The organism is Roseivirga sp. (assembly GCF_049099775.1).
Lineage (GTDB): Bacteria > Bacteroidota > Bacteroidia > Cytophagales > Cyclobacteriaceae > Roseivirga.
In genome coordinates this window covers 68,244-87,699 of sequence record NZ_JAGDZM010000004.1, presented here as the reverse complement: position 1 = coordinate 87,699, position 19,456 = coordinate 68,244, and the positions used below count along the sequence as shown (strand labels likewise).

The following is a 19,456-nucleotide window of genomic DNA, read 5'->3' as shown; positions in this document are numbered from 1 at the left end:
ACTAAATATGTTTGGCGATGACTTCATCAATTTCAATATAAGACTGGTCAATTTTATCTAAAAGTTGCCTCAGCATAGCATCCATTTCTTCCTGAGGGAAGCTGTCATACTCCAGTTCCAACCTGTGTTTTAAGACAACCGCATCATTAAGTCCAAAAAACTCAAGTTGAGGACTCATTTTGTGAAGGCACTGTCTAATCCCTTTTCTGTCCTTTTCTGCTATCATTTGTCTCAGCTGACTCACCCTTTCTGGAATTAACTCTTTAAACTGCCGAAGGTATTTCAATAGCGATGATTGATTACCTCGAGTTACCCTTTCTAAGTTAGTTAGATCAAGATTGAGCATTTTTCTGGACACACCTTAATGATTTTATTTGTCGAAATATAACTGAATTTGACCGATAGCCCTGAACTGTCTATCCAACGGTAATTTCCTGATAGCCTACCATTTGATCATCCATTTGATCATCAATACTTCATACGATAATCAAGCTTAGCATCTCATTTTCATATACCTGACTATTGTGAAGGTATCGAACCAAAATGTGTATAAACCTAATATCAATAAAGATGAAAAAGATCAACCTGTTTTATTCAATAGTTTTTTGCTTACTAATTTTATCATGCGGATCTGAAGATGAAGAACCCATTCCACAGGTACCAACAGTATGTGGTACAGAAAGCATTGTTTTTCCTACCGAAGGTACATTTGGCCCCAATATTCTAGGAACTGAAGGTCAAAATATTACAATCGATGCAGGAACTTCATTAAGCCTATCGGCTTCTCTGCAAGAGAATTGTCAGAGATTAAAAGTAACCTTTGAAAGACAAGGTGGTAGCCTGACGGGCCTAGATTGGGACTTTGATATTTTTACTGTCTCTAACTGGTTATGGAATCTGGATGAAACTACCGGTATTCAAGAATGGACAAATACAGGAAAAGACCTTGATGCCCATTTTAAGGCATTCCTACCCGGTACTTATAATGTAAAGGTCTATATCAATGGAAGCAGTACTCCTTCTACTGAAATTACAGTGACAACAGAATACGAGAACGTAGACTTCATAAACACCTTTTCTAGCGCGACTTCTATGTTTAGAGAGGGAAATGACCTCTATATATCAACAGATGAAGAGGTGCTGAAATTAGACATGAATGACCCTTCGCAGCATACAACAGTCGTATCAGGATTAAGCAATATCTGGAAATTGGTAAAGCATGAAGACTACTTATATATTAGCGAGCGTACGGAAGTACCGGGAATTGACACAAAACTGTCTCGTATAAATCTAACAGATGCCTCTCCTTCTGTTGAATACATGCTAGACGGTCTGACAATTGGTGGAATGGCCGTCCATAACAACTTTTTATATTTAACCGATTTACGTAAGAGTGATGTGGTAAGTATTGACCTTACTGCAGACTCATTTTCGATAGTAGATTTAGGAATTTCAGGTCTTGAAAGTCCAATAAACATGACTTTAGGAGGTGACATTTTATACATATCGGAAGAGAGCTCTAATGCAAAAATCACTCAAATCGACCTAAGTCAGGGAACCCCGCAAGCAAGTACGTTAAAATCAGATTTACTCTTTCCTGATGAAATGAATGTAGATGGAACTACTTTATATTATAGTGCCTTAGGATCAATCTATACACTAGACTTGACTCAAGACAATCCCGCAGCTGAATTAGTTAGAAAACTAAGTACATTGACTTTCCCCAAGGGTATTGATGTTTTTAACAATGAGTTATACTTTTTAGAAAGTCCACTGAATAGACTGGTAAAATTTAGCCTCGATTAAAAATCAAAATATGTCGAAAAAAAAGCCCCTCTAGCAGGGGCTTTTTTTTTGATCTTAATATTTAGTAGCACAATTAATGGCCTATTATTTTCAAATAGAATTGTCTTCAGATGATCTGTTTATAGCCTCTTGACCATTATATACAAGCCTTGTCGACCAAGGAATTGGATTCCTTAAAGCAAAGTGGGCCATGCAACCATTTTCGGCTTCATTAAGTAAGTCTTTAATATTTTCCTCAGGTTCAGGGCTATCAATGATTACGTGGGTTTCAACCATATCGCATCTACCATCGGTCATATAACCATGCTCGCGCATATGCCCAAGGTTAGTTGCAAAAACAATGCGTTGTTCCAGTTTCAAACTGTCAACTTGGATTTTTCTAGCGGTAAGAATATCCGTAAGATGGGTCATTAGGCAAAAACCAATACCTGCCGAAAAGAAAGCTAATGGTGGCGGTGCAGTATCCTCTCCTACAGGTGGCTGCTCATCGCAATAAAGTTTAACAGGGCTAAAACCAGGAATATTAACCGATACAACTCCAGTTTTACTTTGCATATTACCTGCCTCAGCACTTAAATTAACTTCGAAACGGTAAGGCTCAGGGTGGCGCGCCTTTTTAAATTTAGCAGATTCATATTGTGTTTTAGCAGGCTGTTCCGAACTTAACTCACCCACATGATATAACTTCTTTTCTGACATGTTGTTTCTGTTTTATATCCGCAAATATGCATGCTCTACGCTTCTAATTCAAGATAAGAATTAGAAGCGTAGTAGATGATTATAGAAATAGTAGCGTTTTGAATTTACTCACTCCTCAGCTTTTGAGCAGGGTTAGCTGTAGCTGCTTTGCGCGCATGATAACCAGTGGTGAGTACGGTTACTAAAACGGTACTTAGTAGAACCGTAGCAAAGATGGTGAAGCCTGGTGTAATATGAAATTGAAAATTCCCCAACCAATTCATCATAGAGAAATAGCCCAATACGGAGGCTGGTACTGCCGCAAAAATAATAAGGATGACAAAATCCTTGATCAATAGATTAATCAAGCCTTGCGTATTAGCGCCAAGCACTTTTCGAATACTAATTTCCTTAGAACGTTGCTCCGCTGTGTAAGAAGCCAAGCCTAGTAAGCCCAAACATGCGATTAGGATGGTCATTCCAGAGAAACCTAAAAACAACTGACCCCTAACTTGATCTGCTTCGTAGTTCTCCATGAATTGCTCATCGATAAACACGTAATCAAATGCGGTTGTTGGATAAGTTCTTTCCCATGCCGCTTCAATAAAATCTATAGTTGCATTCACATCCTTACCTGAGATTTTTACAATAGCAGAAGGATTAAGTCTACTTGGTGTAAACATTAATGCAGTAATGGGATCATAAAGCGATTGCTGATGAAAATCTTTCACAACACCTATAACTAGCGCAGAAGGTAAAGAGTCATTTCCTGTAAGGTTTATCTTCTTACCAATCGGGTTAGTCCAATTCATTCTACGCACCATGGCTTCATTCACCATTACAGCTTGAGAAGAGTCAGATGGATATTCTAAAGAGAAGTTTCGTCCATCAACTACATCTACACCCAGTGTAGGGAAAAAATCATAATCCACTCGATAGTTGTCTAAGCCACGGTTGTCCATCGGTCCTTCTTCTGTTTCAATTAGGAAGACATTCTTAGAATAGCCATTTCCTGGAGTCGTGCTAGAAGAGCCTGTTCCAGAAATGTTTGGATTTTGAACTAATTCATTTTTAAGCACATTCCATTTTTCTACATCTGCCCTACTCCTAAAGTCGATTTGCATCATTTGTTCTTTGTCGAAACCTAAATCTTTGTTTCTCACAAACTGCATTTGTCTGTAAATCACTAAAGTGCCAATCAGCATGAAAATGGAAATAGAAAACTGAAGCGTTACTAAAGCCTTTCTTAAGATTTTGCTACCAGATTTACCAGCGCCACCTTTAAGCACCGCCGCTGGCTGAAAAGAGGATAAGAAGAAAGCTGGGTAACAACCACCCAAAAACCCTGTGATAAACACAATGCCGATAACTGCTAAAATAACGTTGGTATCGAGTAAGGCGTCAATTTCTAAACTTGTACCCACAATGTTATTGATGCTTGGAACAACAACCATCATAACGAGTACACTTAAAATAAGCGATATGAGGGTAATGAGTATGGACTCAGTTAAAAACTGACCAATCAAACCACCCCGTTGTGCGCCCATTACTTTTCTTAAGCCTACTTCCATAGCCCGTTTTGTAGACCGTGCAGTGGCTAAATTCATATAATTAATACTCGCAATAATGATAAGGAAGATTGCGATTGCGGTAAAAATCTGTACATATTGAATATCTCCTGCTGGAACCGGCTCATTTTCAAAATCAGAAGTCAAATGAATGTCCTTTAATGGAACAGGGATCATTTTTACCTTTATATTGAGTGGGTCAAAAATTGGAGCTATGTATTTAGTTACAGTAGAATCAAGTTTTACTTGTAGTGCTTCTTTAGTTACCCCTTCATTTACTAGGACATAAGAAAAAACACCCCAGCCGCCCCAACCGCCATCATCACCTTGAAAAATTGTTTTCCAAGAAATTAAGGCTTCAGCAATTAGGTGAGAAGTTTTGGGCATGTCTTTGTACACCCCAGTAACTTGCAGAGAAGTTTCCCTATTTCCTCCGTTAAGAATCGTTTTACCAATCGGATTCTCATTCTTGAATATTTTAGTCGCCATCGATTGATTTATGACAATGGAATTTGGTGCTTCTAGTGCAGTTTTAGGATCACCCGCCACAAATTCATAATCAAATAACTCGAATATGGTTGAATCAGCTGCATACACGTTATCTTGAAAATAATCTACCTGATCTAGGGTAAACCGCATACCGCCTTGACCGCTTAAGCCTTGCAAGCGGGCTGCTTGAATCACCTCAGGGTTTTCATTTTTAATAGTAAAAGCAGCGGGTCTTGTCATATTGGCCCACTTAAAAGAATTATCTGGCTCTGTTATCTCTGTAGATAGTCGATAGACGCGATCTCCTTTTGAGTGTTGTTTATCGAAACTTGTTTCATGAAAAATATAGAGCAGAATAATTAAACTGGAGGCTATACCTACAGTAAGACCAATGATATTAAGGGCTGTATAGCCAGGTTGCCTAAGAAGACTTCGGATAGCAACCTTGATATAATTTTTAAGCATGCAAATTGTTGTTTGAGTTGTGAGTTTTGACGCTGTGAAAAATAGTTTTGTTACAACAGCAGTTGAATAAAGGTACGTAACCAATTACGAAATATAGTCCCCATAGGTTGTATGATTAACAAAATTGAATTATTAGTTCTAGTTGCTCCTCAAAGTATATACCAATTAGAGGAGCGTAAAGCGCTAATGATGACATAAAAAATCATATCACCACTCCATTTTTATACATAAATAGTCTGTATCTAATCTTATTACCGAGACTTAGCATTATCAATGCAAGCAAATTTATTTGATAGATTTAGGTCATAACCAAACTCAAATTGGTGATAATTACTCCTTAACAAGGCGTTTTACTTGTAACCAACACAGAAATCCAATCATGCCAAATAAAAACTATAAATAATTCTGTTAAGTAGTCGTTCCAGACATTTCTCTATTTTTGCTAGATCATAACTCAGGTAGCAGAAAATGCTCTTCAACTCCATAGACTTTGTACTTTTCTTACCTCTAGTTTTTATAATCTATTGGTGTATATCAAGCGATAGACCTAAGGAGCAAAACCTATTTTTACTCTTAGCCAGTTACTTCTTTTATGGATGTTGGAACTGGAAATTTCTCGGACTTATTGCCTTTAGTACATTAATAGACTATCTCATTGGATTAGCTTTAGGTAAAGAGATTAAACAAGTCCGGCGAACCTGGTTATTAATGACCAGTATTTTTGTCAATATAGGACTGCTGGGATTCTTTAAGTACTATAACTTCTTTTTGGAAAGCTTTGTCGATAGTTTTTCAATGTTAGGGATTGAGTTTAGTCCGAACCGGTTGAATATTCTATTACCAGTGGGTATCAGTTTTTATACTTTTCAAACACTGAGTTATACCATTGACGTTTACAGAGGTAAACTGGCACCTACCAAAGACTTTATAGCCTTTGCTGCTTTTGTGAGTTATTTCCCCCAATTGGTAGCCGGGCCTATTGAAAGGGCAACTCACCTACTTCCTCAGTTTTTCAAAAGAAGAGCATTCAGTTATGAAAAGGCCGTTAATGGTATGCAGCAGGTGCTTTGGGGGCTGGTAAAGAAGGTCATTGTTGCTGATAATTGTGCCAGGATTGTAGACCATATCTATGCCAATTCTGATACGCTCACCGCTAGTACACTGGTTTTAGGCATATTACTATTTAGTTTCCAGGTTTATGGCGATTTTTCAGGCTACTCTGATATAGCCATTGGTCTAGCCCGGTTATTTGGCTTCAATCTAAAGCAAAACTTCAATTACCCTTATTTTTCCAGAGATTATGGTGAATTCTGGAGACGATGGCATATTTCTATTTCTACCTGGTTTCGCGATTATGTATATATTCCATTGGGAGGAAATCGTGGGTCTAAATTGATCAACGCCCGGAATATCTTAATTGTTTTTGCTATCAGCGGTCTCTGGCATGGTGCCAACTGGACATTCATTCTTTTTGGACTGTTCAATGGCCTGTTTGTTCTGCCTTCCATGCTCAGAGGAACTCATAAAAAACATACAGGTACTGTGGCAGAGAATAGAAGGTTACCTACTTTCAGAGAGTTCTTTGGAATGCTCAGTACCTTTCTTACCATCTCATTTTTATTGATCCTATTCAGAGCCAATAACCTGGCACATGCCTTAGATTATTTTATAGGTTTATTTTCTTTTTCTATCTTCTCTGGTCTCGGCCTACCGAATATAAACGGTGTCTACACTACTATTTTAATAGTCATAATCTTTATTCTGATAGAGTGGAATGGCAGAACCAGGCTTTTTGCAATAGAAAACCTGGGCTATGGATGGAAAAAATCCTATCGGTGGGCGGTTTACATTTGTATCACTTTTGCCATTATCTATTTGGGAGCTTTTGACGAAGGTCGCTTTATATATTTTCAGTTCTGATCATGAAAAAATTCGTCCGACATATCCTGATATTTATTGCACTCTTTGCGAGTATTTTTGCTGGCTTAAATATTTACCAGGCCTCACGTCCATATGAACCTAAGCACTTTCATAAAAAGTATGCAGAGCTTTTCAATGCTAAGAGCTCACCCGATAAGGTCAATGGTATCATTATCGGTAATTCTACAGTAGCTTATTCACTTGTGCCCTCTATACTGGATGCCACTGGGGTTCGGTATTATAACTTTGGTTATGGTAGAGCTGGGCTTAACTTTTACGAAGATTGGTTTGAGCATATTTTTTCAGAATATGATCAACAAGTAACTCATTGTATAATTTCTGTAGACCGCTTTTTCTTCAGCACCAACAACGGAAGAGTACTCGAACAAGATGCAGAATACATGCCGCTAACAGCGCTGAGTGATTTGATGACGGCAGACGGCTTAAATGCTACTTCTCTTTTTCTTAATCAGTTTCATGCCTTCAAATACAGAAAGAAATTGTTCAATACGCTGTTTGAAAGCAAAGGTGCCGTATACTTTCAGTTGGATAAATACGACCGTGGTTATATACCTTTTAACCGACCTTTTGACGCTAATAATGTAAGAGCACAAAGAAACTACTTTAAGCTATCAGAGGAGACTCAGGCAAGTTTTGAAAACTTATTAAAAAACCTTCAGAATGCAGGCATTCAAGTAAAAATGGTAATGCCTCCAGAGTACAATTTTGATTCAGATAAGAATTCCATACTGCTAAATTATCTCGACCATATTTCACAGGAAATGAAGGTGCCATTTTACAATTTTAATGGCGTCTACGCCCATGAATCTTTCCTTGATGTGAATAATTTAAGCGACAGTCGACATATGAATGAAAAAGGGTCAAAACTATTGAGTCAGCTATTGGTAGAGGCAATAAAATCAAATGAATAATCTACTCTTATTAGCCGAGGTGAAACCCACGTCTCAAGCTTAAAGAATCAATCTGTGGAATTTATTTTTGTGATAGAATCGGATAGCCATTTTGCTGTATAAACATTATTGAACTTTTGGTGCAGCGAAATCAAGTCCTGTTGATATTTCACCGTTAAGTCCATCGGTATATTAGAAGGCCTTTTATCATATCTTCCTACATTCACTTTCCTTTTATACTCTTTTTGACCTGGGCTTTCGTTGATAGGACTGACTTCTAAAAAATGATAAATTTTATTCAAGAAAGAGACCGAATCAGCCTTGAGTTCATCATAAAAAGCAATATGAATATTTTCTTTGGGGAAGTGACGCTCCCATCGCTCCAGGTTATTGAGGTAGTCAGACGAGGCGTAATGTCTCTTGTTAATTCGTGCATAAATCTCTTTGTCTGTAATATTTCGACTGCTCTTCTTTTTAATCATATTCAAATGAGACCAAATCCTTTCGGTGGGTTCTCTCAGTACATAGATGATTTTACAATCGGGTTGTACAGCAGCAATATTCTTAATAGTCTCTTCCGGAAGCCATGCGTAAGAAGGTGTGATTTCGCCCGTCAGCTTCCCTTCTCTTTTATCAAAAAGTTTATGATAGTCGCTAGGGTGTCTTTCTTTAAAAAGGTATTGATAAAGCCACCTAAACTCTCCTTTTAATACTCCAATTACAATTGCCTTACGGACAACTGAGCCGAAAACAGATTTTTTGAAAACAACACTTATCCAGCGTTTTACTTGTGGGTGATCAAAATAATGAATCTCTTTGACGAAAGGCACCCAGATATCATTGTGCGCCATAAACTGTTGATGAAGCCATGTGGTGCCGGCCTTTGCTGCTCCAATACACAAAAAATCGGGTTTATTCATAACTGATTTTATGGCATAAATCTACTTTAATCAATGAAGCCCTATACTTTATTATTCCAACGTTATTGAATGAAACTGGGTCTTATATACATCATAAGTAAATCTCTTATTACTTCTTTTTATGGGAGTTGCTTGCCCGGAAGCTATCTCATGAGTATCATAAAACGTAGTCGAAAAAGTGTCCAGCACCTTTTGGCCACATTTACCAATACTACTCATACGTTGTCCTGTGGTTCTTCTGGAAATGATAAAATCAGGTTTCATTTCCTTGACCTGACTAAGAATGGCGGCACAACCTCCTGGTTCAAAACGATCGATCAGGTGATCTTCAAAAAGGGCCATTCTCATATAGTAAAGTGGCATTGGTTTTTGCTGCAATACGTAATATTCTTCAAAGTTGATCACAAAGGCATCGCCATATCTATCCTTCAAGTCAGAGATATACTCTTTTTGTTCTGTGAATGTGGCCTGTTTTAGAGGCAAGGCAAAATCGAACAGAGCGTATATGCCTACAATAACAACAACCAGACGAAAGTGACTACTTGAAAGTTTAGTAATGAATTTCTGCATTAACAGAATAGCGAATATCAGCATTACAGGTAGCAAAGGAATCAAATCCATAGGTCCCTGAAATTCCATAGCATTGAAGAAAAACCAGCCAAAAAACAAAAAGTACAATAACCGAAGGGTACCATCATACGGGAGCGAAGTCTTCAAAAAGGGCTTCTTTAAAAACATATTCAGGCCTATTAAAAAGACTCCCAGGAAACCAATTAGTATAGGAATTGAGTCTAAAAGTAGCTTAGGGTTGATAATTGATAGCAACCAAGCCAATGGAGCATCCAGTAGTGCATTACCTTCGTACCCCGTTTTTCTTAACACGGCCTGATTCCAGAAATGTATCCAGTCGTTCGTAATAGAAAGGTAGAATAATACGGGTATTGTACCAGCAACAACACCCAGACTGAATAAACTCAACTTCTGGAACCCTGATTTGGTAAAACCTTCGATAGACAAATAAAAGGGAATTACAACCAGACAATTAATAACCATAGGCTGCCAACACATAGCAGCAAGAGAGAAGAATATACCAGCCTGCAGATGCTTTGTTTTAACCAGGCTATACATGGCCCATATTTGCAGTAAAAGGGCTAGAAACTTAGGCTCAAAATTGACAGCGGAGACATATGAGAAAAAGAGAAAACCTAAGAAAAGCAGGCTCAATAAATGGGCTGATCTTTTATTTCCTGTGATCGTTCGGCCCAGCACAAATAGACTTCCAATAATACAGGCATATAAGCCCATTCCCATCAACCTAGAAACTAAAATTGTATCAACCGTACCATTTAAAAACCGGATAGCTGACATAATACCCCCAGCGACCATTGCAGCCAAAGGTGTGTAACCAAAAGGTGTCGTTGCATATAGATCCGTACCTCTCGCAATAGTTTGCGACATATACATCAGATAGGCTCTATCCCGCCAGATCGCAATATCAAAAGGGTTTATAAAAGCAAAGACAATCAGCGTAAGCAAAAACCAAAGCAAAAACCCACTTACATTGCTATTATTCTTCAATAATCGAATCATACTTCGAATCCCATTTGCGTCACAAAATCGATTTGCCTTTGATCAAAAATGCCAAGATCATACTTAATATATCTTTTATTCGAAACCGTTTCTTTTGGCAAGTTAGCTAAGAAATTTAGTTCTTGGCAGGTAATGGAGACATCACAAAATTTCATTAGCCTTTTTATATTGTTACTTGACTCAGCGCATAGCTCATTATAATTCAAAAGATATGTTTCCTTCTTTTGTTGATTTTGTGATTCAAAGAACGCTTCAGTTGAGCGTATCCAATATTCCAATTGCAGATAAGTTAACTGATCGGATGTTTCATTTCCAGTAACTGAGAGATCATAGTAAGATCCAAAGTTATTGAGCTGCGACTTATTTTTTGAAAAAGCCATGTCCAGTCCATGCCTTAATACATGAATGTACTTTAAACCTGAAATCATAGAAAAGAGTGATTCGAGGTATAGGTGTGTATTAGGCTCTTTCCAACCCCATAATGGTCTTTGCTTAGGTTTGCTTAATACCTTTCCGAAAATGTGTTTTTTACTAATGTTAGCGGAACGAAAAAAGGCAGCCTCTTTTGAGAGATTTAGATAAGACAATGCTTCTGAGAAACTCAAGTGATCTCTTTCCATGTACTTAATAAAGAGAGCTATCTTCTTTTGAATCAAAGATGCTTGTTCGTCAGTTTTCACAGCGGTGCCTCTAAAAAGAGCACTAAAGGCAATGTTATCATTGGTTTCTCTCGTCCAATCGCCAAAATATATACCTGATTTTATAAACAATTCAGCTATCACTCTGGTACCACTCCCGCCTAAACCGCCAATAGCAATAACCATGGTCATGAATCAAAAATGCTTTCTTACCAATCAATGTGTTTCATTTTGCAGCAAGGTGATTTTAACTTAAAAATGAGATTGAATTAAAAATCTAAAAGTAAATCAAATTTACTTTATTGAACAAGATAGATTCTCTAATATCGCAGAAAAGAATCTCAATGTTCATTGACTTCGCGACTAAGCTTAGTTTTTTCTCTAACAAATGTGTGGTTATTACTGGTGGTACTGGTTTTGTGGGTTCGGCAATAGTCCGAAGACTCGCCTCAGTGGCTAAAGAGGTACATCTTATAGCCAGAGTATCGAGTTCGACTGAACGTATTCAGAACGTACTTACAGATGTACACATGCATCGTATTGTTTTGGATGGTGCTACTTCCTTGATCGAGCAAGTGCCAGAGATTGCCCCTAATATCATTATTCATAGTGCCCAGCCTAGTAGTCATGGCCCTAAGTCTCTTTCAGACTTTATTACAGCCCAGAATGTTTCTAGTCGAATGCTCACCAACGTACTGGAATATGCAAGGGCAATGCAGGTAGAAAAAATGATTCATCTTTGTAGCTCCATGGTATATGGCAGCAACGAAAAGGATGCTTTTTCGGAAACTGGACCATACAACCCTAATACATATAGAGGCTTGGTAAAAAACAATGAACGAAATCTTTGCCGTGATTACGCCAAGAAATTTAATCTACCGGTTTCTCTTGCCCGGGTTTTCAGGGCTTACGGACCATATGATTCAGCACAGAAACTCATTGTGAATGCGTTGGAAAGACACAATCAGAAAGCGTCTATCGACCTTGTATCCGACCATATCGTGAGAGACTACATACATGTAGACGATATTGTGCTTGCTATAGCCAAAATGTGTGAAGTACCTTTGACTCCAGGTGAAGAGATAAACCTAGCAGGTGGTAAAGCTTATACTGCACGAGAAATCGTGACTTATTTGCAACAAATTCTGCGTACTACAGACTTGATTTCTGAAATTACCTATGCCAGTTCAGAGATGGACAAAACCTTTAAACAGGCAAATATTTCAAAGGCAAAGAGACTTATTAACTGGGAGCCTAAATTTGATATTAAAGTGGGTTTACAGGATGTAGTTAACTGGTATCGATCGCGTAGCTAATGACAAAAACGAGACAAATAAAACCAGACGTATCAGTTGTCATACCTGTCTATAACAATGAACCAACCATTACGGACCTCTGTACAGAAATAATCGGTGATTTAAAAGATCTTGGACACCGTTGCGAAGTCATATTAGTCAATGATGCTTCTGCGGATAATTCCTGGGAAGCTATATCGACTTTATCAAATCGCTTTTCAGAGGTGACCGGAATTAATTTGGTAAGAAACGGTGGTCAGAATATGGCCATTTACACCGGATTGAAGAAAGCACAGTCCCCAGTAATTCTGACCATGGATGCTGACTTGCAGGATGATCCTGAAATGATATCCAAGCTCTTGCAAACGTTGGATAAAGATACTGATGTAGTCTTTATTAAGCGCATTGGTCAATACCAGAAAGCAGGAAGAATGCTTACTTCTCTCCTTTTCAAAGGCTTTTTACAGTCAATTACGGGTTTACATCGCAAGGCCGGCAGTTATTATTTAATCAAACAAAGCGTTGTTCTAAAAATGATAAGTTTCGATTGTAGATATCCTATAATGACGATAATGGCATATTCACTTTCAAAAAATGTAAAATATCTACCAGCCGCCAGGGCTACCAATGAAGGTATATCATCTTATACTTTTCGAAAGCGTTGCTATTATGCGTTTAGAGCCACTTACTGCGCCATTCAATGCCGCATATATAGGCTTAGATCATAGGCGTAACAATCTCACTTACCAGTTTTTTAAAAATCTCCGATTTAGTTTTATCGAATTGCGTATGCTCTTCCAATGACCTACGAATAGCAGATATGGTAGATGCTATACCCAACTGGCTGGCATCCCTATAAAAAGATCGCCTGAGAAAAGTGAAATCACATTCAAGTCTCCTAAGTTCATTCACCAACAAATGGCTTGGTATAGGACTCCCAAATGCTGGATGAGTAAGTCCGGCTACCCCCAGTCTCATAGGAATATTTGATTTAATTTCATCGAGTGTGCCATCAACAATAGGCACAAAAATATTTCTGGAGTTTCTGGCTATCGCCAGATCATTTAACCCTACATAGACCCCGTCAATAGGAAGACTACCGATTTGAGCACTGATTTTGATAGCTTCAATAGTCTCAATCATTATCAGGCAGCGTGCTTGGCCATTTATGTATCTCAATACCTGCTCTATCTGGCTCAGGTTTTTTACCATTGGAACTAGGATATCAGTAGCGCCATGGGTTATGGCACTACTGATCTCATTTTGTGATATCAGATCACCTCCGTTGACCCTGCAAATTATCGTACCATGGTAAGTACTGGCAGCACTTTTTAGGGTACTGAGATCATGACGGTTAATCTGAGTATTGAAAAGACTTTGTCTATGTCTCTTATCGGCCACCTCCCAATCAACCACTATACCATCAACTCCTGCCTTTATACACTGTTTCATCGATTCTGCATCCGAGTAAAAAGAGTATAACTCAAAATTATATCTCATAACAATCAGCGTTGTGGTTTGGATACTACACAAAGACAACTTGAGCCCCAAGGCACGGTTTTTTGTTTTCTAATCATGTAAAACTCCGGAGAGAGTAATCGTTTTAACATACTTCCTATAATTCCTCCTTCCGCATAATGGGATTTGGTTGTAGCTGTCGCGCTTTTCTTACCCCCTATCACTCTTTGGATCCAAATAAACAGTGGTAATGGAGCAAATAAGTAGGTAAAGTATTCTATTTCAAAACCGGCTAACTTTAATTGTTCTTCTAGCCTTTTTCGATTATACCTCCTGAAATGCCCAACTTGTACATCAAACTCAGACCATAAAGCATGGAAAGCAGGTACCGTCAGGTAAAGCTTGCCTCCGGGTTCCAAGGTCCGTCGTACTTCTTTTAAAAACGTCAGGTCATGTTCAATGTGCTCGAGTACATCAAACAGGCCAATAGCCGGAATACTATCTTGCTCAAATGCGGCTGTTAAAAAATCTGCCTGTATCACTGGCTTGATTCCCAAAGAGACAGCATTTTCTATGCCGGCTACATGTGGCTCTAAAATTGCAAACCTTGATTTAGTAGATAAATAACTGGCTAACAAACCATTAGAAGCACCTACATCAAGTATTTCTCTTGTAGGAAAGCTGTCTAAAATCAAACTCAAACATTTTTTTCTATGCCGGTACCAGAAGGATTTCTCCTGTTCTTCTAGCAATATATTATGATGTGACGCTGGATAAGATACATCCAGATTTTGTCCTTTGCCTACCCAATGACCCGAACTGCGTTCCTCGAGGTTACCAGCACGCTTTAAAAATTGAAAATGATCTGTAAAATGTTGGTTCATCAAACTGTCTTAACCAACCTGACTAATTGAAACGGCAGTATGGGTTTCAATAGCGCCTGTTTCTCTAGAAAATGATCTAATTTGAGACCATAGGATTTATTAGCTATAAAGGGTGGGAAAAATCCATAACTATCTATTTTCTCCATTTTAAGCCCGGCATATTTAGCTGCCTTTTGAAACACTTTTGGTCTCATCTGAGCTACCCCTTTGTCTCCTTTCCAGTTCATACCTGGAGTAATAAATATTTGAAGATAGTAGAATGGATTGAATGCATTAGGTTCAACAAAGATAATCTCGCCACCAGGTTTTAAAACCCTAGCCATGGCTTGAAAGTACGTTTCTAAATGATGGAAATGATGTAATGCAAAAAAACCAATCACCTTGTCGAAGCGCTCATTATACTCTTCTGGTATTTCTAGAATATCAGAGCATATTAGAGAGGTGTTAAACCTGCCTTCATTATACTCCAAGAATTTTTGGAGTAAATATGGCGATATATCAAGACCTGTAATCTTACAACCAGCTTTGAGCAAGGGGAAAGTGAATTTACCCATGCCACACCCTACTTCAAGTATATCCTGGCCAACTAAAATGTCTGTAAACTGTAAGAAGTGCCTTATGTGATTCATGACATAAGGTGACTCTACAGGAATCATCGTTTTCTTGACCTTTTTACCGAAATACTCCAGTTGTTCTTGGTTATGAAAACTGATTGCTGATCTTACTATCTCGCTCACTTTTGTTCTTCTTAATGAAGTTTATCTTCAAAGATAGAAGAGCTTCATTAATTTTCATCTAATCTCTATTCAACTTATGTCAAGTTCAGGAATTCTTACATCTTTGCTTCATAATCCGTCAGAATTAAATTCAGGCAAATTAAGAGATTTTTATACTTAGTTTGATAGATGTCCTACCCCGATTTCTTATGTATTGGAGCTCAAAAGTCAGGTACTACCTGGCTTCATCACCAACTGAGTCTACATCCTCAAATATGGTTACCACTTGTAAAAGAACTCCACTATTTCGACAGACCTCGTGGTAATAGATTGATATACAAGATATTATCTCCCGAATTACAAGGTAAATTTGTAAGAGGCAACTTTCGTCATTTTCTTCGAAAGAACAGTATTTTATGGACAACACGATTCATCTTTGGCAAAAGGACTGATGAATACTACAAAGCATTATTTAAACCAGATGCTGAACAGGTTTCTGGTGAAGTAACGCCTGCTTATGCCTGGCTCGATGCGAATACAATAGCACATATACACCAACTGATGCCAGCAACCAAACTTATCTACCTAATACGCTACCCGGTTGATCGTGTTTGGTCTCAAATAAATATGTATAAGAGGAGGACGGATGTGAATAGTGAAATTTCAAATGAAGAGGTTCTGAAGATTAAACATAAAAGACTATTTGAACACACTAGTTATACTTACCACATTAAACGATGGACAAGTTATTTCGACAATTCTCAGTTGTTTATTGGCTTTTTCGATCAAATAGAAAAAGCTCCTAACAGATTAATAAAGGATGTTTTTTGTTTTTTAGGTGTAGATGCTAACTATAGCTCCATTCAACTTGAAAAAGATCTTATAACACCTCAAAATCAAGGGTGTCATGGCGCTATTCCCGCTAAGTTGGAATATGAATTAACGCAAAAACTTCTACCAGAAATAGAAGCCATACATCAGCGATTTGACAACGAATACACAAGGCAATGGATGCAAAGAGCTAATGAAGTATTGAACAAATCAACCCGTTAAATTGAAATATTATCGTAACCGAATTGTTTCATAAACTCGGTCTCTTTAATTCCCTCATAAAAATCGATCAATTCAGTACTCTTTGTAAATGCATATGCCTTTTGGTCGTCTATATTCTTAATAAGGTCATTTATATTAACCAGAGGCTTTTCTAGTTTAAGGAAGTTAAATACCTGAGAGAGTATCTCTTCAGGCGTTCTTAGTAGCTCTTCGTAGCGCATTGTATGCACTCTTTCAGGATCTAACGAGTTGATACCAATTAAACACTCCTGATTGTACATTTCCCAAAGCTTAAAGGCTCCCAGTAAGTCTCCTTTAGTTGCTGAAAATGATTGTTTCCCTTTGAGTTTTCCATTTCTTACTATAAGGCTCTGAGCAACATCTACCCCATTTCTTTGTATATAGATAATCTTTGCTCTTGGGAATATTTTGAGCCATAGTGGGAGGGAAAAACAGGTCCTTGGGTCTTTCCAGCCCCATAATTGTGGTATTGAGAACAAAGTAGGTTTAGTAAAGGAAGTAGTACTCAGATAACTTTTAGTCTTTTGAGGTATCAGGCAATACTCACTTAATACTTTCGTCAGAATACACCTATGTAGCTCATCTTCAAGAGATAATTTAAAAGGTTCAGGGACATCCCAAGTTGCACCTGAGAGTTTATAAATCGCCTTGTTTACATTTTGAAAAAAAAGAGACTCATCTGTGTCTTTGCCCCTAAGACTACCCATATAAACACCAGATTCACGGAGTATTTTAGATAACAGTGTTGTACCTGAACGATGCATTCCCAATAAAATAACTGGAGACATTCCATTGTTTTGAGGCACAGGGATCTTTAATTCTGCAAGAGGCTTCTTAAGCGATGCGTTGAATAGTTTCTCTAGATCATTGTATATCTTTAACTCGAGATAACGATTAGAGTAAGCATTAATAAGCCTTGTAAATAAATCTTGTCTTTCTGACACTACTTTTTCGATCGATTTTGATAAAACTCTTTGATCACTGGATCTATGATCTCTATGGCCGTTTCAAACTTCTGAGCTATTTCAGAGCCCAGAAAGTGTCTCATTTGCATATCAGAGCCTACAGACGACGAATATAACCTTTGCCTTAACAGCATAGCTGATATTCTTCTTTTTTTGACTAACCTTTCAATGTTTAATCTTTCCTGAAATGAAATCCTATCAGATATTCCAAACATGCTTTTAACAGAAGTACTGATTAAGGCAGGAATAAGTCTCAACAGATTCCGTTTCATAGCCAAGAACAATCCACCTTGATTATCTTCTCCACTCACTCCGCCTAAATGTATCAGGTTATCTACTGGATGGTAGACCATGCGAGCACCTTGATCCTGCCAAAGAATATTGAGCACTTTTGCCGTATCATACATATGCTTGCGTAGACCTGCCTTGCTTATAATATCTTGATAAAGAGCCGGTATTTCCTTCCAATAATACCTTCGAAAGTCTACGCCAGTACTTTTTATGAAATGCCTAAGACTTCCTGTTCTATAAATAGCCATGTAAGACAATCCTAAGAGGCAATCATTATGAGACATAAAATAACGTCCGCCCATAATTTTGAATTTCTGAGGCATTTTCAACTCTGAATCTTCATGCCACAATGGTAGCCCGGTAAAAACAGCATCTTTATCTTTTAAAGCATACATCATTTCCGGAAGAAAGCTCCCCTTTGCAAATATGTCCGAGTCCATAAAGGCAAACCATTCTGACTGCTCTTTTGCTAAAAGTCTATGCAAAACTTCATGGTGCAGTAGTACTTGATAAGACTCCAGCGAATAAAAAGAAGTTCGATTTTCTGTTATAACAAACTGTTTCAATTGTGCCTCTTCATTTGCAGGGCAAGCATTAGAAACAAGCCTGAATCTACATTCACTAAATTGAAGAAGCGTAGACAAAAAAGGCAATAACAAATCAACAGTACCTTTTACATAAATAATATTTATGGTCAAACCTCGAAAATTTGAATCCATGCTATGAATTTTGGAAAACAGTTGAATGCTATTTGCTTTACTTATTTATAACGGCTCTGGCTTTTGACAAAAGCTTAATTCGCGATGACTTTCCTCTTAATATTGCCATTAACCTTAGTAAAGAAAGCATGATAACTTTATTTATACTATAGGGTATAGTAGATCTTTGAATCTCATTTTCAAAACGTAATAGCCCTGTCACATAATCAAAGGCTTTAAATGCTGGTACAAGATCCAGCACCGGGTGATGTAAAAAGTGTTTTTGCTGATTCAGTTCATTTTCAATATCATTTATTACACTGTTGTAAGACATATAAATGCTTCCACCAGCATGCCTAAAGTGCTTAGTGAAATGAAGGTCTCCCCAATATATAGTAAAAAGTTCATCGGGTAAAAAACCATCTGCTATCACTGACCTATGCAAAAAAAGTCCACCAAAATAACCCATATTCATTTTCACCAGTCCTTGTTTATCTGGGTGAATATTTCCTTGAGATTTTGTCAGTCTTCTATGTAAAAATTGAAAAAATTGACGGTAGTGAAAACCGAGATAACTATTTTTCAAAGGCCCGATATTTAAAGCCTTTTCTGTTCTACTCAAGTGTAGATACTTAAAAAGATGAGGCCTGTAAGAAAGCATCATTAGTTTGTTTTCAGGAGTATGCTGTTTGAGTTGATCCCAATCAGAGCAAATAGTACTCAAAGCATTTTCTTCAGGGAGATTATCCTCATCAAGTAACCAAAAATTATCACAATTAGATTCGAGCGCTTTTTGCATTCCAAGTTTAAACCCTCCTACTGCACCAAGATTTTCATTTGGTTCAATCAATCTAACAATAGGTTGACAAGCCAAACTCAATTCACTTATACCATTATTGACAATGATTATTTGTTGAAGACCAATAACATTGAGTTGTTGAATAATTCTTTCTAATGAGATCTCGTGACACTCAAAAACCACAATAATAGCACATACGGTCATAAAGTAATAAGTCTATAATTAGGCGCTAATAAAATATGTTTAAAAGAATCAATAATGGAAAAGAGATATATGAGAGAACATGCTAAA

18 protein-coding genes are annotated in these 19,456 nt (G+C 37.6%); 6 read left to right on the top strand and 12 right to left on the bottom strand.

What is annotated here, in order from left to right; translation table 11 throughout:
- Position 1: 1 nt before the first annotated feature.
- Positions 2–346 (bottom strand): Hpt domain-containing protein, encoded by a 345-nt coding sequence (locus JXQ92_RS04930; protein WP_421985478.1) that lies wholly within the window; start codon positions 344–346, stop codon positions 2–4.
- 224 nt (positions 347–570) lie between these two features.
- Here JXQ92_RS04930 and JXQ92_RS04925 point away from each other — a divergent pair, with 224 nt between their 5' ends.
- On the top strand, positions 571–1,806 hold the full coding sequence (locus tag JXQ92_RS04925; RefSeq protein WP_421985477.1) for a hypothetical protein: 1,236 nt from the start codon (positions 571–573) through the stop codon (positions 1,804–1,806).
- A 90-nt stretch (positions 1,807–1,896) separates the two neighbouring features.
- Here JXQ92_RS04925 and JXQ92_RS04920 read toward each other — a convergent pair whose 3' ends face one another.
- Positions 1,897–2,505 (bottom strand): OsmC-related (seleno)protein, encoded by a 609-nt coding sequence (locus tag JXQ92_RS04920; RefSeq protein WP_421985476.1) that lies wholly within the window; start codon positions 2,503–2,505, stop codon positions 1,897–1,899.
- A gap of 104 nt (positions 2,506–2,609) precedes the next feature.
- Positions 2,610–5,006 carry an ABC transporter permease gene (locus tag JXQ92_RS04915; protein WP_421985475.1) on the bottom strand — a complete coding sequence of 799 codons (2,397 nt, stop codon included), beginning with the start codon at positions 5,004–5,006 and terminating at the stop codon, positions 2,610–2,612.
- A 468-nt stretch (positions 5,007–5,474) separates the two neighbouring features.
- Between JXQ92_RS04915 and JXQ92_RS04910 the strand changes: the two genes are divergently transcribed.
- Together JXQ92_RS04910 and JXQ92_RS04905 are read left to right on the top strand one after the other, a co-directional pair.
- The gene (locus JXQ92_RS04910) at positions 5,475–6,926 is read left to right on the top strand and encodes an MBOAT family O-acyltransferase (protein ID WP_421985474.1); all 1,452 of its coding nucleotides are present in this window, start codon (positions 5,475–5,477) and stop codon (positions 6,924–6,926) included.
- Between the two features lie 2 nt (positions 6,927–6,928).
- The gene (locus tag JXQ92_RS04905; RefSeq protein ID WP_421985473.1) at positions 6,929–7,858 is read left to right on the top strand and encodes a hypothetical protein; all 930 of its coding nucleotides are present in this window, start codon (positions 6,929–6,931) and stop codon (positions 7,856–7,858) included.
- Positions 7,859–7,905: 47 nt separating this feature from the next.
- Here JXQ92_RS04905 and JXQ92_RS04900 read toward each other — a convergent pair whose 3' ends face one another.
- The 3 genes from JXQ92_RS04900 to JXQ92_RS04890 are packed head-to-tail and all read right to left on the bottom strand — an operon-like array spanning position 7,906 to position 11,177.
- Complete coding sequence (locus tag JXQ92_RS04900; protein WP_421985472.1) at positions 7,906–8,757, bottom strand: sulfotransferase family protein; 852 nt, start codon at positions 8,755–8,757, stop codon at positions 7,906–7,908.
- Between the two features lie 51 nt (positions 8,758–8,808).
- Positions 8,809–10,347, bottom strand: a complete 1,539-nt coding sequence (locus tag JXQ92_RS04895) for a hypothetical protein (protein WP_421985471.1) — start codon at positions 10,345–10,347, stop codon at positions 8,809–8,811.
- Positions 10,344–11,177: a sulfotransferase gene (locus JXQ92_RS04890; RefSeq protein ID WP_421985470.1), complete on the bottom strand. Its 834-nt coding sequence runs from the start codon at positions 11,175–11,177 to the stop codon at positions 10,344–10,346. The genes JXQ92_RS04895 and JXQ92_RS04890 overlap by 4 nt, the downstream gene beginning before the upstream one ends.
- A gap of 110 nt (positions 11,178–11,287) precedes the next feature.
- On the opposite strand from JXQ92_RS04890, the gene JXQ92_RS04885 reads away from it, so the two are divergent.
- Together JXQ92_RS04885 and JXQ92_RS04880 are read left to right on the top strand one after the other, a co-directional pair.
- Positions 11,288–12,301, top strand: a complete 1,014-nt coding sequence (locus JXQ92_RS04885) for an NAD-dependent epimerase/dehydratase family protein (protein WP_421985469.1) — start codon at positions 11,288–11,290, stop codon at positions 12,299–12,301.
- Positions 12,301–13,008, top strand: a complete 708-nt coding sequence (locus JXQ92_RS04880) for a glycosyltransferase (RefSeq protein WP_421985468.1) — start codon at positions 12,301–12,303, stop codon at positions 13,006–13,008. Before JXQ92_RS04885 ends, JXQ92_RS04880 begins: the two co-directional genes overlap by 1 nt.
- Here JXQ92_RS04880 and JXQ92_RS04875 read toward each other — a convergent pair.
- Genes JXQ92_RS04875 through JXQ92_RS04865 form a run of 3 tightly spaced genes read right to left on the bottom strand, consistent with a single transcriptional unit; the run spans position 12,998 to position 15,359 of the window.
- A complete protein-coding gene (locus JXQ92_RS04875; protein ID WP_421985467.1) occupies positions 12,998–13,780 on the bottom strand; it encodes an aldolase/citrate lyase family protein in 783 nt (260 codons plus the stop codon). The genes JXQ92_RS04880 and JXQ92_RS04875 overlap by 11 nt on opposite strands.
- 5 nt (positions 13,781–13,785) lie before the next feature.
- Entirely contained in the window at positions 13,786–14,622 is an 837-nt protein-coding gene (locus tag JXQ92_RS04870) for a methyltransferase domain-containing protein (RefSeq protein WP_421985466.1), read from the bottom strand.
- Positions 14,622–15,359 (bottom strand): class I SAM-dependent methyltransferase, encoded by a 738-nt coding sequence (locus tag JXQ92_RS04865; RefSeq protein ID WP_421985465.1) that lies wholly within the window; start codon positions 15,357–15,359, stop codon positions 14,622–14,624. Before JXQ92_RS04865 ends, JXQ92_RS04870 begins: the two co-directional genes overlap by 1 nt.
- Positions 15,360–15,527: 168 nt before the next feature.
- On the opposite strand from JXQ92_RS04865, the gene JXQ92_RS04860 reads away from it, so the two are divergent.
- Entirely contained in the window at positions 15,528–16,391 is an 864-nt protein-coding gene (locus tag JXQ92_RS04860) for a sulfotransferase domain-containing protein (protein ID WP_421985464.1), read from the top strand.
- On the opposite strand, the gene JXQ92_RS04855 is transcribed toward JXQ92_RS04860, so the two are convergent.
- Genes JXQ92_RS04855 through JXQ92_RS04845 form a run of 3 tightly spaced genes read right to left on the bottom strand, consistent with a single transcriptional unit; the run spans position 16,388 to position 19,369 of the window.
- Positions 16,388–17,356, bottom strand: a complete 969-nt coding sequence (locus JXQ92_RS04855) for a sulfotransferase (protein ID WP_421985463.1) — start codon at positions 17,354–17,356, stop codon at positions 16,388–16,390. The genes JXQ92_RS04860 and JXQ92_RS04855 overlap by 4 nt on opposite strands.
- Positions 17,356–18,387: a hypothetical protein gene (locus JXQ92_RS04850; RefSeq protein ID WP_421985462.1), complete on the bottom strand. Its 1,032-nt coding sequence runs from the start codon at positions 18,385–18,387 to the stop codon at positions 17,356–17,358. Before JXQ92_RS04850 ends, JXQ92_RS04855 begins: the two co-directional genes overlap by 1 nt.
- A 37-nt stretch (positions 18,388–18,424) precedes the next feature.
- Positions 18,425–19,369 carry a hypothetical protein gene (locus JXQ92_RS04845; RefSeq protein WP_421985461.1) on the bottom strand — a complete coding sequence of 315 codons (945 nt, stop codon included), beginning with the start codon at positions 19,367–19,369 and terminating at the stop codon, positions 18,425–18,427.
- Positions 19,370–19,456 lie beyond the last annotated feature (87 nt).

What these genes read in the sequence shown, in the direction of transcription:
- JXQ92_RS04930 (WP_421985478.1), bottom strand. Translation starts at nt 346, where the DNA reads ATGCTCAATCTTGATCTAACTAACTTAGAAAGGGTAACTCGAGGTAAT.
- JXQ92_RS04925 (WP_421985477.1), top strand. Translation starts at nt 571, where the DNA reads ATGAAAAAGATCAACCTGTTTTATTCAATAGTTTTTTGCTTACTAATT.
- JXQ92_RS04920 (WP_421985476.1), bottom strand. Translation starts at nt 2,505, where the DNA reads ATGTCAGAAAAGAAGTTATATCATGTGGGTGAGTTAAGTTCGGAACAG.
- JXQ92_RS04915 (WP_421985475.1), bottom strand. Translation starts at nt 5,006, where the DNA reads ATGCTTAAAAATTATATCAAGGTTGCTATCCGAAGTCTTCTTAGGCAA.
- JXQ92_RS04910 (WP_421985474.1), top strand. Translation starts at nt 5,475, where the DNA reads ATGCTCTTCAACTCCATAGACTTTGTACTTTTCTTACCTCTAGTTTTT.
- JXQ92_RS04905 (WP_421985473.1), top strand. Translation starts at nt 6,929, where the DNA reads ATGAAAAAATTCGTCCGACATATCCTGATATTTATTGCACTCTTTGCG.
- JXQ92_RS04900 (WP_421985472.1), bottom strand. Translation starts at nt 8,757, where the DNA reads ATGAATAAACCCGATTTTTTGTGTATTGGAGCAGCAAAGGCCGGCACC.
- JXQ92_RS04895 (WP_421985471.1), bottom strand. Translation starts at nt 10,347, where the DNA reads ATGATTCGATTATTGAAGAATAATAGCAATGTAAGTGGGTTTTTGCTT.
- JXQ92_RS04890 (WP_421985470.1), bottom strand. Translation starts at nt 11,177, where the DNA reads ATGACCATGGTTATTGCTATTGGCGGTTTAGGCGGGAGTGGTACCAGA.
- JXQ92_RS04880 (WP_421985468.1), top strand. Translation starts at nt 12,301, where the DNA reads ATGACAAAAACGAGACAAATAAAACCAGACGTATCAGTTGTCATACCT.
- JXQ92_RS04875 (WP_421985467.1), bottom strand. Translation starts at nt 13,780, where the DNA reads ATGAGATATAATTTTGAGTTATACTCTTTTTACTCGGATGCAGAATCG.
- JXQ92_RS04870 (WP_421985466.1), bottom strand. Translation starts at nt 14,622, where the DNA reads ATGAACCAACATTTTACAGATCATTTTCAATTTTTAAAGCGTGCTGGT.
- JXQ92_RS04860 (WP_421985464.1), top strand. Translation starts at nt 15,528, where the DNA reads ATGTCCTACCCCGATTTCTTATGTATTGGAGCTCAAAAGTCAGGTACT.
- JXQ92_RS04850 (WP_421985462.1), bottom strand. Translation starts at nt 18,387, where the DNA reads ATGGATTCAAATTTTCGAGGTTTGACCATAAATATTATTTATGTAAAA.
- JXQ92_RS04845 (WP_421985461.1), bottom strand. Translation starts at nt 19,369, where the DNA reads ATGACCGTATGTGCTATTATTGTGGTTTTTGAGTGTCACGAGATCTCA.